Below are 13,490 nucleotides of genomic sequence, written 5' to 3'. Positions count from 1 at the left end.
CATTGCTTTCAGGGATTCTGTCCACCACCACATATTTAGTTCATCACAAATTTTAAGCTTTCATCAGCGACTTTCAGAATATAGGTCTGGTGTGCTCGAATACGTGGATATATGATGGCCTGATTTTCCTGAAAGTTCTCCTGACTCTGGTAAATCACCTTACCATCAAGTGTGTAGATAGTAACTGCATGTAGACCATCGATCGGGTATAGTACTTTGAGTTCGCCATTTTCTCCAGCAAGCTTTAATCTACTCGGCAACTGTGCTGCCAACACATCCTTGTAAGCGAAAGTCAATGTGAATCTCTTGTCTTGATCCGTAGTGTGCGAACTGACAGGGATAGTCATTCCATCTGTTAACTCATACGCTGACCCTGTAAGATTGTCGGTCAACATGACCACTATTCCAGAAGGAATGTTTTCAAGTTGCTGTACTTTCATTTTCAATTTGGTATTTTCAACGGTTGATATATCGAGATCTGTTGTGATCGCTCCGGTTGTGATCATTGGCAGTCCCTGTATGGCATACTTTTCACCATCAATGTAGGAGTGAACTGAAAGAGGATAGTCAGTATCTAGCTTTCTGGCATCCAGGTGCGCATCACGACCTTCAGTGGCTCCATCTACTAATCCAACTAGGAGTTCATTGTAATACCCATTTCCGCTTACGCTTAATTTGACGATGGCCTTGTTTTGATCCTCGCGGTAGAAGTTGTCATCGCTAAAACCCTACTGATGATAACACAAATGTGAATAACTCAGGTACTTAAGTGGTATTTATTAACTTTGCGTTTCAAATGGGGGTGATCGAATCCCTGTCAGGTGTTATACTCTATTGAATTCGTCAAAGTGCGAAGTGCCTAGTGACTCTATCTGGCAAACAGAAATCATTATTTATTAATCAATAAACAAACTATGAGTAAAGCAAAAGCGAATGATACCGTAAAGGTTCATTACACAGGAAAGCTTACTAACGGACAAGTATTTGATTCATCTCTAGAGCGTGACCCGCTACAGTTTACAGTAGGTGGTGGTCAGATGATCAAGGGATTTGATGAGGCCGTAAATGGTATGGAGGTGAGTGAGAAGAAGACCGTGACGATACCGTGTGCAGAGGCTTATGGCGACAGAAATGACGAGCTGATTCAGCAGGTGCCAAGAACGGACCTCCCAGCTGATATGAAACCAGAGCCAGGTCAGACTTTGGTAGCAACAAATCAGGCAGGTCAGCAAACACATGTGATCGTACAGGAAGTGGCAGATGATAACATTACTATTGATGCAAATCACCCACTTGCAGGACAGGATTTGATCTTTGAGATTGAGTTGGTTGAGATTGCGTAACTGAGAAATCGATACAAGAAATGAAGAGGTCAGCCACCAGGTTGACCTTTTTTTGTTGCTGATTTCCAACTAATTACGAGTTGTCCGGCTCTTAAGAATATGATCTCCATTACTTGCCATGAAAAATATACTTATTCTTTGTTTATCCCTGGCTGTTTTTAGCTGTGTGGACCCTACTGAGCTAGATGATATGGATGTGGAGTTGGTAGAGAACATTCCCGTCACGGCCAACACTCCCAATGCCTTCTCCTATGTGATTCGAGCCAATGAATTTTCCCAGCAGATGAATTCTTCACTGAATTTTGACTCTGCCTCCTTTGTGATGTCTCTGGTGATAGCTGATTATTCAAACGGATCTCTTTTGCTGAGTATTTACAACGAAGACTCCTCCCAGGTGTATCGCCAGCAAGTTTCCTCCAGCATGGTGTTGAGCGATTTTCCTGCGTTTAGACCTACTGCTTTAGAGCTTACCCTGGATGATTTTGGTGGCAGTGTGAATCTGGCAATTGCCGACGATAATTAATGCAGTTATTTTAATGCTAATATTATTAGTTAAATACTAAAATAATTAGATTTGTAGGATGAACTCGATCCTACATCTCGATCTGGATACCTTCTTCGTTTCGGTGGAGCGACTGAAGAATTCTAAGCTCATTGGCAAGCCAGTGCTGATCGGAGGGACGAGTGATCGGGGAGTGGTAGCAGCATGTAGTTATGAAGCCCGGCAGTTTGGTATTCACTCCGCCATGCCCATGAAGTTGGCCAGATCGCTCTGCCCAGAGGCGATCATCGTGAGGGGAAATTCGGCGGACTACACCAAGCATTCACGAATTGTGACGGATATCCTGCAGGAGTCTGTTCCCGTTTTGGAAAAGAGCTCTATCGATGAGTTTTATGTGGACCTCACGGGCATGGATAGGTTTCATGGCACCTGGAAGCTGGCCAATGAAGTTCGTAGCAAGATCATCGAGCACTCTGGGTTGCCGATTTCTTTTGGGCTGTCAGAAAACAAGACCGTTTCCAAAGTAGCGACCAATGAAGCCAAGCCCAACAACCAGATGCGGATTGAGTATGGTCATGAAAAAGCATTTCTGGCACCGCTTTCAGTGAAGAAAATACCGATGGTGGGGGATAAGACCTATGCCAAGCTGGTAAGCCTGGGTGTGCGCAAGATCCACACCATTCAGGAGATGTCCATTGATTTGATGCGGCGTGCATTCGGAGCCAATGGGATGACGATCTGGCGCAAAGCCAATGGGATTGATCCCTCCAAAGTGATTCCCTATTCGGAGCGGAAGTCTATTTCCACGGAGCGTACGTTTGATCGGGATACCATTGATGTGAGTAAGTTGAAAGGCATTCTGACGGCCATGACGGAAAACCTGGCCTTTCAGCTCAGAAGGGGACAGAAGTTGACGGCTTGCCTTACTGTGAAGGTTCGGTATTCAGACTTTAACACCTACACGTTACAATCCCGAATTCCTTACACGGCGGCTGATCATGTATTGATTCCCCGGGCGTTGGAGTTGTTTGATAAGCTCTACAATAAACGGCTACTGGTGCGGCTCATCGGAGTGCGGATGAGTGATTTGGTCAATGGGTTTTACCAGATAGACCTGTTTGATGATAGCGAAGAACAGCTCAATTTATACCATGCAATGGACCACATTCGGGACAAGTATGGCGATCGGTCAGTAATGCGCGCTTCAGGTATGCAAGCCAAGACCATCGGACGCTGGAATCCATTTACCGGAGAGCCACCGCCACTGCTGGCCAACAGGCGTCAGTAGCTTTAAAATCAATTAGAAAACAGTTAACTTTAACTACTTATGCCTGCTTCTTATCAACAAGAGGAACCTAAAATTGACGACATCTCGGTACTGGAGCCTGAGGCTACTTACTCCTATGCAGACTACTTGCGCTGGTCCTTTGAAGAGCGTGTGGAGTTGATCAAAGGGAAGTTGTTTCGTATGTCGCCAGCACCCAGAAGATCACATCAGGGAATCAGTATGGTTATTGGAAATGAAATTTATAATGTACTGAAAGGTCAAAAGTGTAAGTCCTATATGGCTCCTTTTGATGTTCGTTTCCCAAACAAGCCCGGCGATCCCGACGATCAAACGTTTACGGTTGTTCAGCCAGATATCTGTGTGATCTGTGACCACTCCAAGCTGGATGATGCAGGATGCAAAGGAGCACCGAATCTGATTGTAGAGATATTGTCTCCATCCACCGCTTCTAAAGACCTGAATGAAAAATATCAACTCTATGAAGAGCATGGCGTGAAGGAGTACTGGGTGGTGTATCCTGGTGAAGCAGTTTTAGAAATCTATGAACTGCAAAATGGAAAGTACGTTTCTAAGGGAAAGTTTGTGAAAGAGGATGTGGTGACATCTAAAGTATTGCCGGGCTTGAAGCTGGATTTATCGGAGGTTTTTGAAGACGTGAAAGGATAAGCAGATGGTAGAGTATCAACACAAGGAGCCTAAAATTGACGATATCTCGGTACTGGAGCCTGAGGCTACTTACTCCTATGCAGACTACTTGCGCTGGTCGTTTGAGGAACGTGTGGAGTTGATCAAAGGGAAGTTGTTTCGTATGTCGTCAGCACCCAGAAGATCACATCAGGGCATTAGTTCTGCTATCGCAAGAGAGCTGCTTTACTTTTTGAAGGGGAAGTCATGCAAGGTATATTATGCACCATTTGACGTACGCTTTCCCGAAAATTCTGAAGACCCTAATGCTCATACTTATACCGTGGTGCAACCAGATATTTGTGTGGTATGTGATCACTCCAAGCTAGATGATGCAGGATGCAAAGGAGCACCGGATCTGATCGTGGAGATCCTTTCACCTTCTACCGCTTCTAAAGATCTCAATGAAAAATATCAACTCTATGAAGAGCATGATGTGAAGGAATATTGGGTAGTGTACCCAGGTGAGGCTGTTTTAGAAATCTATGAACTGCAAAATGGAAAGTACGTTTCCCAGGGCAAGTTTGTGAAAGAGGATGTTGTGACTTCTAAAATATTGCCAGGCTTGAAGTTGGATTTATCGGAGGTTTTTGAAGACGTAAAAGGATAAGCGGATGGCAGAGTATCAACACAAGGAACCTAAAATTGACGATATCTCGGTACTGGAGCCTGAGGCTACTTACTCCTATGCCGATTACTTGCGCTGGTCGTTTGAGGAACGTGTGGAGTTGATCAAAGGGAAGTTGTTTCGTATGTCGCCAGCACCAAAAAGGTCACATCAAGAAATTGGTGGTGATATTTTTGTAGCTATTCATACGTATTTAAAGAAGCAAGAATGTAGAGTATATCAAGCTCCATTTGATGTTCGTTTCCCAAACAAACCCGGCGATCCCGACGATCAAACGTTTACGGTAGTTCAGCCAGATATTTGTGTGATCTGTGACCACACTATGCTGGATGATGCAGGCTGCAAAGGAGCACCAGATCTGATTGTGGAGATCCTTTCACCTTCTACCGCTTCTAAAGACTTGAATGAAAAACACCAACTCTATGAAGAGCATGGAGTGAAGGAATACTGGGTCGTGTATCCTGGTGAAGCAGTTTTAGAAATCTATGAACTGCAAAATGGAAAGTACGTTTCCCAGGGCAAGTTTGTGAAAGAGGATGTGGTGACATCTAAAGTATTGCCGGGATTGAAGTTGGATTTATCGGAGGTTTTCGGAGGGATAGAATAGTGAATATGAGATAGTCATCCGATCAGGCGTTATAAGAATTCGCTACAATTCAATTAACATTGCGCACACTTTTTCTAATGAAATGAAAATCAGGTTCTATTTGCTAATCAGCGCTCTTATTTGGGCGAGCGTTAGCTGGTCACAAGATACTGTGTCCGTCAATCTCTCTTCCAAGCTATCTGTAGCTATTCAAAATGCTTTTTTTGTTGAAAAAATTGTAGATAAACGTGGAGGCTATGCTACGGCTGACATTACTCCAGTCGATGTTGTACCAAGCCTGGAAGATGCTTTCGTTGATTTTTACAACCGATCCATACCTCGTCTAAATGATGCTAAAGGAATCACCTTATTTATTAGCCATCTTGGGATTGTCAATCAGGGAACAAGTCGAGTGATCAGTTTGAGAGTTGATTTTATTTATGAAAACCAATTCGTATTTGAGGCTAAGACAGATGAAAAACTATCTTCAGATCCGGAAAGCGATCTTGCCACCCTGGCAGTAAAGGTTATTGAGCAGTTTGATAAATCAGAGGAGGCGGCCATGCTATTTCAAGCCAGGCAGCCAGATGAAGAGTTACGCAAAGTAAGAGAAACCAGTAATACCAGCGACTATGAGCTGTCTGCAGGTGCGGAGGAGATTGAAGATCGCAATGTGAGTGCAATTGGGTATCAAATAGGTGGACTTACATTGATTGGGTTTGACTATGAGTTTAGGGTTTCAGATGTATTCGGTCCTCATATTGGAGCTGGACTGAGTGGATATACTTTTGGGTTGAAAATACACACTGGGGATCAAAAGGATAGTCCATTTTTTAATCTAAGTTTTAAGGATGGAGGCTTTGGCCTGGTCAATACAGTGGCAATGGAGTACGGAGGTAGAATAACCGGCAGCCGGAATAAAGGGGGTTTTGGCTTTCATTATCAGGTAGGGTTGGGTTATATCACCAATATTGATCCTGATTTTCAGGAGCAGCTTTTTGGAGATCAAGATCCTCCTCCGGTACTATTATCGCTCGGTCTTGGAGTGAGTTGGTAAAAAAAGAGTTAGACTAATAATATTAGTAAAGCTAAAAATATTAGCTTTACGGATGCTCAACGTTCACTCGTACTTTAGCTTTAAGTATGGCTTATTGTCCATTGATAAGCTCATGGACTGGGCAGTGGAGAATGACCTGAAGGCACTAGCCCTCACTGACATCAACAGCACTTCAGGAAACCTGGAGTTTGTACGTCAGGCACAGAAAAAAGGAATTCGCCCCATACTGGGGATTGATTTCCGAAATGGTGCTCAGCAGCAGTTTCTGGCCATCGCTCAAAACAACGCCGGGTACCAATCAATGAACGCTTTTTTGTCCGAGCACCTGCACGCGGAAAAGCCCATTCCTGCCGAGACGGATTGCATCACTGATAGTTACATTATCTATCCACAAACCAATATCCCCCAGCGTCCACTTCGACACTATGAGTATGTGAGTGTGAAGCCTCGGGACATCACCCGAACGATATTTCTGAGCAAAGTCCCCAAGCACAAGTTGGTGGCTTGCCCTACCTATACGCTGCCCAGCGGAGATGATTTTGAGCTGCACAGCGTGCTACGGGCCGTTGATCTCAATACACTGGTAAGCAAACTTACCGATGAGGATACCGCAGATGTGACGGATATTTTCTTGCCGAAGGGTCGTTTGATACGGATGTATGCAGACTTGCCTTACGCTTTTCAGAACTTGAAACATATAGTACGCACGAGTGAAATTCACTTTGACTTTAGTGAGACTGCCAAGCCGCAGAACCTGGAGACATGGAGTGGGTCGCAATCTGGTGACTATGACAAAGTACGAGAGATGTGTTTGAAAGGCCTCAAGTATCGCTACGGAGAAAACCCTTCCTGGAGCATCAAGCGGCGAGTAGTGACCGAGCTGACCGTAATTCGGCAGATGGGGTTCTTGTCCTATTTCCTCATTAGTTGGGATATAGTACGCTACGCACGGGATCAAGGCTACTTCTACGTGGGACGGGGCAGTGGGGCCAATAGCGTGGTGGCTTATCTGCTACGGATTACTGATGTAGATCCCATAGAGTTGGATTTATACTTTGAGCGGTTCATTAACCTGTTTCGAAAAAGTCCGCCGGATTTTGATATGGATTTTTCTTCGTGGGATCGGGATGATGTGACACGCTACATTTTTGAGCGATATGAAAATGCTGTACTCCTGGCGACCTACAGCACCTTCCAGCATCGGGCGATCATTCGTGAGGTTGGGAAGGTCTTTGGAGTGCCTGCCTATGAGATCGGGAAGTTACAAAAACAACCCGAACGAGACCTGGACCACCATGCGAAGTTGATCCTCACTTATGGCTACAAATTGGCTGGCTTTCCGAGCCACTTGAGTGTGCATGCGGGTGGAATTATCATTTCGGAGCGACCCATTCATTACTTTACCGCCACGTCCTTGCCACCCAAGGGCTTTCCGATTACGCATTTTGATATGATCGTGGCGGAGGATGTAGGCCTGTACAAGTTTGATGTGCTAGGGCAGCGCGGGCTGGGCAAGATTAAAGACGCCCTGGAGATCATCAAAGAAAACCAACCGGATCGCATTCCTATAGACATACATGATATCAAGTTATTCAAAGAAGACCCACTAGTCAAGATCAACCTGAGTGAAGCCAAAGCCATTGGCTGCTTCTATGTGGAGTCGCCTGCCATGCGCATGCTGCTCACCAAACTGAAGTGTGACGATTACCTGACACTGGTAGCAGCCAGCTCGATCATACGCCCTGGAGTAGCCAAGTCAGGCATGATGCGGGAATACATCCTTCGGTTTCGACTGCCCGACAAGCGACAGGAAGCACATCCGGTGCTGTGGAGCATCATGCCAGATACGTATGGGATTATGGTTTACCAGGAGGATGTGATCAAAGTAGCACACTATTTTGCTGGACTTACATTGGCGGAAGCTGATGTTCTCAGACGAGGGATGTCTGGGAAGTACCGCTCCCGGGCAGAGTTTAAGCAGGTGCGGGACAAGTTCTTTTCCAACTGTCTGGAGAAGGGCTATGATGAGAAACTAACATCAGACGTCTGGCGACAGATTGAAAGTTTTGCAGGCTATGCGTTTGCCAAAGGACACTCGGCTTCTTATGCCATTGAGAGCTATCAGAGCATGTTTCTGAAGTCACATTATCCGCTGGAGTTCATGGTGGCCGTGCTGAATAATGGAGGTGGGTTTTACAGTCGGGAGCTGTACATCCACGAAGCACGCATGCATGGAGCAGACATTCAGCTACCGTGCATTAATTGGAGCAACGAGGAGGTGACCATCAAAGGCAAGACCATCTACCTCGGACTGGGGATGATCAAAGATTTAGAGCAAAATACGATCAATGAAGCACTGGTGGAGCGATCTAAGAATGGAGTGTTCATGTCCGTAGATGATTTTGTGCGGCGGGTGAGTGTATCGCTGGAGCAGCTGAGTTTGCTGATCCGGATCGGTGCGTTTCGCTTTACAGGTAAAGATAAAAAGGCACTGCTATGGCATGCGCATTTTTTACTGGGCAATACGGGTAAGAGCCAAAACAAACTGTCACTGTTCGAACCACAGGTGAAGAAATACTCACTACCGGCTATCGAGCATGAGGAGATCGAAGATGTGTATGATGAGATGGAGCTGCTGGGTTTTCCGCTGCACAGTCCGTTTTATCTGCTACAGGAGCAGCCGATGAACTGTGTGCTGGCGAGGCATTTACCTAAGAAAGTCAACGAGCAAATCAGGATATTAGGCTACCTGGTGGCAATCAAGAACACCGGCACTTCCAAAGGTGAGCGCATGCACTTCGGGACTTTTCTGGATGAAGAGGGGGAATTTATTGATACGGTACATTTTCCACCGGTTTCTAAGAAGTATCCCTTTACGGGAAAGGGGATTTACTTGATACAGGGCAAGGTGATCGAAGAGTTTGATGCCATCTGCATCGAAGTGGACTATCTGGTGCGGTTGAAATATCAGACGATGGATTTATAGTTGCCGAATGATATTTTATGCAAGAGTACTGAGCTTAATGGTCTTCGGTAAATACGTTTTTAAGATAAGATTCTTTTAAATCTGAATTCATCCAAACGATCTGACCTCACAGCTAGTAATGTTATTGAAGTTTGATTAATTATTTGAAAATCAAAAACTTAGATAACTATGGATATTCTTGAAAACAGACATATTGCAATACTAGCTGAAGATGGATTCGAAGAGGTGGAGTTGACTTCACCTAGAGATACTTTAGAACAGAATGGTGCTAAGGTGACTTTAATCTCTCCACGAGAAGGAAAAATCAGAAGCTGGAAAAATGAAAACTGGGGTATGGAGCTACCAGTAGATGTGCATATCAGTGAAGCGAATGCTGACGACTATCATGGTTTGGTGATCCCAGGTGGTGTGGCAAATCCTGACTTACTGAGAAGAAGTGAGCCAGTTGTGGATTTTGTGAAGCATTTCTTTGAGAAGGGAAAACCTATTGCTTCTATCTGTCATGGACCCCAGGTGCTAATCGAAACAGAAGCGCTTCAAGGTAGAGAGATGACTTCCTTTCCATCTATCAAAACCGACCTGAAAAATGCAGGCGCACGCTGGATGGATAAAGAAGTAGTAGTAGACGCTGGATTGGTAACCTCTAGAAATCCAGACGATCTGGACGCATTCAATGCCAAAATGGTAGAGGAATTCGCTGAAGGCATTCATGAAGAGCAAATGACTGTATGATTTACTATAGAACGTGGTAGGTTGGCTACTAGAAGGAGCCCTTTTGGCTCCTTTTTTTTATGTCTTAAATGTTATTACTATAAAAATAGTTGTATAACTATAAATATAGTAATATACTTGCTGTATGAAAGCGTTGACCAAAGCTGAAGAGCAAGTAATGAAGTATCTGTGGGAACTGGAGAAGGGCTACCTGAAGGATATTGTGGCCCAATACCCTGATCCGGCTCCTGCATATACTACCGTGTCTACTGTGGTGAATGTACTGGTGAAAAAAGGATTCATCGGTTTTGAAACCCATGGCAAGTCCAAGGAGTACTATCCTTTAGTGGCAAAAGAAACGTATGCGAAGGAATCCTTGCAAGGAATGATGCACACGTTCTTCAATGATAGTCCCAAGCAGTTTGCTTCTTTCTTTACTCAGGAAAGTGAGCTAAGTGTGGATGAGCTCAAAGAACTACAGGAGATGATAGCAGCGGAAATCAAAAAACAACAGGACAATGGCTGATTGGATGCTTTACTTACTGAAGGTCAGCAGTTTTCATGCCGTGTTGGTCTTGTTTTATTTGCTGTTTCTCAGGCGGTTGACCTTTTACCAGTTCAATCGCTGGTTCTTGGTTGGTGGGTTGCTGATGAGCTTCGTGTTACCAGTGATACAGGTACACAATGAACCGGTTCAAAAGGCCAACCAGGAGTTTGTGGAGATGATCGGTCCAGGACTAATAGCAGAACCGATTGTCATGGCAACTCCTTTAGAGACGTCTTCATTCCAGGTCAACTGGTATGCAATGACTATCCTGTTTTATGCGCTTGGGGTCTTTCTTTTGTTTCAGCGCTACGTGACGAATTACCTAAAGATCAGAAAGTTTAAATATGGATATGAATTAATCAATCGAATAGGAGCAGTGGAAGTGTTCAGAACACCCTTTGCTCAGCCATTTTCCTTTTTCAAAGCAGTGTTTATCCCGGCTAAGGTCGAGAAAGCACATGAATTGGATTTGGTGATGTCGCATGAGTTACGGCATGTGGAGTTTGGTCACTCGTATGATCGCATGCTGGTCGATTTCATGATTGTTCTTCTTTGGTTCAACCCTTTCATCTATTTGCTGAGGAAGTGTTTGATCGAGGTGCATGAATACCAGGTGGATGCGGCTGTAGCCGTAACACCCCAATCCAAAATAGCTTATCAGATGTCTTTGGTGAGTCTGGCTGGAGGTGGTTTTTCTGGACCTGTGAGCTTCTTCAATTTTTCAACCATTAAAAGAAGAATACAGATGATGAATCGAAATAAATCCAATAAAATGTCACTCGTAAGTTTGGCATTATTAATTCCGACCTTGTTTGGTTTGGTGGTGTTGTTTTCATTTGAAATGAAAGCACCGGAGGCATCTATGAGCGATGTAATCGAATTACCTCGAAAAGTAGTGATGACTGTTCAGGCTGGTGAGAAGCCTTCTATTTTGCCCATCAGGAGTGACGGTTCTTTTAGAATTTCCTCTAGCTTCGGAATGCGAACCGATCCTTTTAGCAAAGAAAGAAAAATGCATCATGGGATGGATTTTGCTGGCAAAACGGGCACTGAAATTATTGCTTCAGCAGACGGGGAAGTTGTAAAGGTGGAAAACCAACCAAATGGTTATGGTAAGTATATTGTGGTAAAACATGATGATACTTACCGTACTAAATACGCACAGCTTTCTGAACAACTAGTAAAAGTAGGGGATCAGGTGAAGAAAGGTCAGGTCATTGGTGAAATGGGTAGTTCAGGTAGGTCTACAGCACCACATTTGCATTATGAAGTGATTGAGAATGGCAAGTATGTAGATCCTAAGTTATTCATCAAAAATTATAAGTTTTCAAGCCTCAGTGAAGAGATGAAGAAGAGTGAGGCAATAGCCCGAGCTCAACAAGAGCAAAAAGAAACTATTGAAAGACAAGCTGTGGTTGCTAAAATGAGTGAAGCAGAACGCAAACAGTTTGAAGCCAATCAGGCTCAACTACTGGCTAAAGAGGAGCAAATGCGTGCGAAGGAATTGGCTTTAATCGAATCTCAAGAGCAAAATAAGCTGAATCAAGCTCAGTTGGAGCAACGAGAACGGCAAGCCCGAGCTCAGGCTGAACAGCTACGCAAGCAGGAGCTCCAAAACCTTAAAGAGCTTCCTGAAATCATCGAGATACCTCCCACAGAGGAGATTGCTGAAATTAGGGAAGAGGAACCTGCTGCACCTATTGAAGTGGAGGTACCTGTTGAAGTAGAGGCGGAAGTAGAAAGAGAGCTGCCTGAGATTGTGGAGGTTCAGGTAGGCCATATCCTTATCGATGATCAGGAGCACCGGCTGGAGGAAATACCTGTCCAGAAGGACAAGAACAAATCAAAAAATAAGAATAAATCAAAAGAGAAGAAAAAGGATAATTGAATGAAAAGCCGGTGATAGCCGGCTTTTTGATTTATAATGTCAATTTGGCCATGTCAATCGAAGTGTTTTCACCCTCCAATACCGTCCAGGCAAAAAACAATTCATTCCCCACTTTAGCCATTTGAGGGAATCCGCTACCTCTAGAATCGCTCGTTTGAGAGATAACTATTGGTGCTTCCATGGAGCGATTCCTGAAAACTCTACGCGCTTTGATTAGCGATAAGTCACCTTCCTTGGTCAACCAGCTTACCATGGCAGATTCTTCATCAATCATGGACAGGTCTACTCGTCCAAGCGGCGACTGAGCATCTATGGTGATTGGTTCTCCAAAGGTTTCACCTGCATTGGTTGAAAATATGACCTGTACTTTAGGTTGTCCATTCGCTGCTGTGTACCAGGCAACTCCCAAGTTAGTCCCCAAAGCATCTGCACGGGGTCCATTCACCGGACATCCTGCAATTTTCCAGTTGTCCTTGGCGATTGGTCGAGGTTCAGTCCATTGTCCATCCACTTTTCGAGTGATGTAAATGTCTCTGATTTCTAATTCAGACCGATCTCGGTAAACGAAAACAGGTCCATTCGATGTGATCGCTCCTCCAGTCTGGCAGCAGTCGCAGGTTCGGTTGTCCAGTTCTGTTTCTTCATTTATTGATCCATCAAGGCCAATCACGGCTGTTCTCAAAGTCATCGCTCCATCGCCATGCCCATGATCGCCTCCGGTATTGCGGCCATCCAGCCAGGCTACCTGAAAGGTACTATCGGTTAGCGGAAGCATGGTGACAAATCCGTGTTCTGTCGGCGTGCCATCCGTATGTGGAATGAATGCCTCAGACCATTTGCCTTTCTGTTCCGTAATTAGGTTGACATCATAGGAATAGGTGCCAGCCGAACTTTTAGCAAGAAAATGAGCCATTTTTCCGTCCTTGACAGCTGAGACCATTGGATAATCTGCCCAGTTGACAAACCAGTTTGCTCCAGAGGCGATGCGGATAGGAGCACTCCACGTATTGTCTCGAAAAGTGGAATAGTTGAATACGGTAGTATCACCCGCTTTTTCTACCCAGGAGAAGTAGAGCGCGTTTTCCGGTCCTCTGACCAGATGGGGAAGGCTAGTGTTAGGTCCAGCCGGATTGTCATGGTTGATGAGTTTGGATAGAGGTGTGTTAAACTCTTTCTGTTTACTTGGGATAGAACACGCTGTAACAACTATATAAATAACAAGGAATCTCTTCATTGATGAATTAAATGATAAACGATGATACTGAAACAA

Annotated in this window: 13 protein-coding genes; 11 read left to right on the top strand and 2 right to left on the bottom strand. The window is 44.6% G+C overall.

Annotation, left to right across the window (positions count from 1 at the left end; genetic code table 11):
• Positions 1 to 35: 35 nt before the first annotated feature.
• Positions 36 to 440 (bottom strand): hypothetical protein, encoded by a 405-nt coding sequence (locus ACO067_RS03770; RefSeq protein WP_421870973.1) that lies wholly within the window; start codon positions 438 to 440, stop codon positions 36 to 38.
• A gap of 474 nt (positions 441 to 914) precedes the next feature.
• Between ACO067_RS03770 and ACO067_RS03765 the strand changes: the two genes are divergently transcribed.
• The 11 genes from ACO067_RS03765 to ACO067_RS03715 all read left to right on the top strand — a co-directional run bounded on the left by ACO067_RS03765 (position 915) and on the right by ACO067_RS03715 (position 12,220).
• Positions 915 to 1,343, top strand: a complete 429-nt coding sequence (locus tag ACO067_RS03765) for an FKBP-type peptidyl-prolyl cis-trans isomerase (protein WP_421870971.1) — start codon at positions 915 to 917, stop codon at positions 1,341 to 1,343.
• 118 nt (positions 1,344 to 1,461) lie between these two features.
• Positions 1,462 to 1,866, top strand: coding sequence for a hypothetical protein (locus tag ACO067_RS03760; RefSeq protein ID WP_421870969.1), 405 nt, complete (start codon positions 1,462 to 1,464; stop codon positions 1,864 to 1,866).
• Positions 1,867 to 1,924: 58 nt separating this feature from the next.
• Positions 1,925 to 3,133, top strand: coding sequence for a DNA polymerase IV (gene dinB / locus ACO067_RS03755; RefSeq protein ID WP_421870967.1), 1,209 nt, complete (start codon positions 1,925 to 1,927; stop codon positions 3,131 to 3,133).
• 39 nt (positions 3,134 to 3,172) lie between these two features.
• A complete protein-coding gene (locus ACO067_RS03750) occupies positions 3,173 to 3,799 on the top strand; it encodes a Uma2 family endonuclease (protein ID WP_421870965.1) in 627 nt (208 codons plus the stop codon).
• A gap of 4 nt (positions 3,800 to 3,803) precedes the next feature.
• Entirely contained in the window at positions 3,804 to 4,427 is a 624-nt protein-coding gene (locus ACO067_RS03745) for a Uma2 family endonuclease (protein ID WP_421870963.1), read from the top strand.
• Positions 4,428 to 4,431: 4 nt separating this feature from the next.
• On the top strand, positions 4,432 to 5,052 hold the full coding sequence (locus ACO067_RS03740) for a Uma2 family endonuclease (RefSeq protein WP_421870961.1): 621 nt from the start codon (positions 4,432 to 4,434) through the stop codon (positions 5,050 to 5,052).
• Positions 5,053 to 5,134: 82 nt separating this feature from the next.
• Entirely contained in the window at positions 5,135 to 6,088 is a 954-nt protein-coding gene (locus ACO067_RS03735) for a hypothetical protein (RefSeq protein WP_421870959.1), read from the top strand.
• A 52-nt stretch (positions 6,089 to 6,140) separates the two neighbouring features.
• Positions 6,141 to 9,074, top strand: coding sequence for a DNA polymerase III subunit alpha (locus ACO067_RS03730; protein ID WP_421870958.1), 2,934 nt, complete (start codon positions 6,141 to 6,143; stop codon positions 9,072 to 9,074).
• Positions 9,075 to 9,242: 168 nt separating this feature from the next.
• On the top strand, positions 9,243 to 9,806 hold the full coding sequence (locus tag ACO067_RS03725) for a type 1 glutamine amidotransferase domain-containing protein (RefSeq protein WP_421870956.1): 564 nt from the start codon (positions 9,243 to 9,245) through the stop codon (positions 9,804 to 9,806).
• A gap of 124 nt (positions 9,807 to 9,930) precedes the next feature.
• Positions 9,931 to 10,311: a BlaI/MecI/CopY family transcriptional regulator gene (locus ACO067_RS03720; RefSeq protein WP_421870954.1), complete on the top strand. Its 381-nt coding sequence runs from the start codon at positions 9,931 to 9,933 to the stop codon at positions 10,309 to 10,311.
• Positions 10,304 to 12,220 carry a peptidoglycan DD-metalloendopeptidase family protein gene (locus tag ACO067_RS03715; RefSeq protein ID WP_421870952.1) on the top strand — a complete coding sequence of 639 codons (1,917 nt, stop codon included), beginning with the start codon at positions 10,304 to 10,306 and terminating at the stop codon, positions 12,218 to 12,220. The genes ACO067_RS03720 and ACO067_RS03715 overlap by 8 nt, the downstream gene beginning before the upstream one ends.
• 31 nt (positions 12,221 to 12,251) lie before the next feature.
• On the opposite strand, the gene ACO067_RS03710 is transcribed toward ACO067_RS03715, so the two are convergent.
• Positions 12,252 to 13,454 carry a hypothetical protein gene (locus tag ACO067_RS03710; protein WP_421870950.1) on the bottom strand — a complete coding sequence of 401 codons (1,203 nt, stop codon included), beginning with the start codon at positions 13,452 to 13,454 and terminating at the stop codon, positions 12,252 to 12,254.
• Positions 13,455 to 13,490: the final 36 nt, after the last annotated feature.

The organism is Marinoscillum sp. (assembly GCF_965229915.1).
GTDB lineage: Bacteria > Bacteroidota > Bacteroidia > Cytophagales > Cyclobacteriaceae > Marinoscillum.
The sequence above is the reverse complement of the archived record's forward strand: the minus strand, read 5'-3'. Positions and strand labels throughout refer to the sequence as shown.

Coding starts and splice junctions, on each gene's coding strand:
- ACO067_RS03750 (WP_421870965.1), top strand. CDS start 3,173: ATGCCTGCTTCTTATCAACAAGAGGAACCTAAAATTGACGACATCTCG.
- ACO067_RS03765 (WP_421870971.1), top strand. CDS start 915: ATGAGTAAAGCAAAAGCGAATGATACCGTAAAGGTTCATTACACAGGA.
- ACO067_RS03715 (WP_421870952.1), top strand. CDS start 10,304: ATGGCTGATTGGATGCTTTACTTACTGAAGGTCAGCAGTTTTCATGCC.
- ACO067_RS03730 (WP_421870958.1), top strand. CDS start 6,141: ATGCTCAACGTTCACTCGTACTTTAGCTTTAAGTATGGCTTATTGTCC.
- ACO067_RS03770 (WP_421870973.1), bottom strand. CDS start 440: ATGAAAGTACAGCAACTTGAAAACATTCCTTCTGGAATAGTGGTCATG.
- ACO067_RS03735 (WP_421870959.1), top strand. CDS start 5,135: ATGAAAATCAGGTTCTATTTGCTAATCAGCGCTCTTATTTGGGCGAGC.
- ACO067_RS03760 (WP_421870969.1), top strand. CDS start 1,462: ATGAAAAATATACTTATTCTTTGTTTATCCCTGGCTGTTTTTAGCTGT.
- dinB (WP_421870967.1), top strand. CDS start 1,925: ATGAACTCGATCCTACATCTCGATCTGGATACCTTCTTCGTTTCGGTG.
- ACO067_RS03720 (WP_421870954.1), top strand. CDS start 9,931: ATGAAAGCGTTGACCAAAGCTGAAGAGCAAGTAATGAAGTATCTGTGG.
- ACO067_RS03745 (WP_421870963.1), top strand. CDS start 3,804: ATGGTAGAGTATCAACACAAGGAGCCTAAAATTGACGATATCTCGGTA.
- ACO067_RS03725 (WP_421870956.1), top strand. CDS start 9,243: ATGGATATTCTTGAAAACAGACATATTGCAATACTAGCTGAAGATGGA.
- ACO067_RS03710 (WP_421870950.1), bottom strand. CDS start 13,454: ATGAAGAGATTCCTTGTTATTTATATAGTTGTTACAGCGTGTTCTATC.
- ACO067_RS03740 (WP_421870961.1), top strand. CDS start 4,432: ATGGCAGAGTATCAACACAAGGAACCTAAAATTGACGATATCTCGGTA.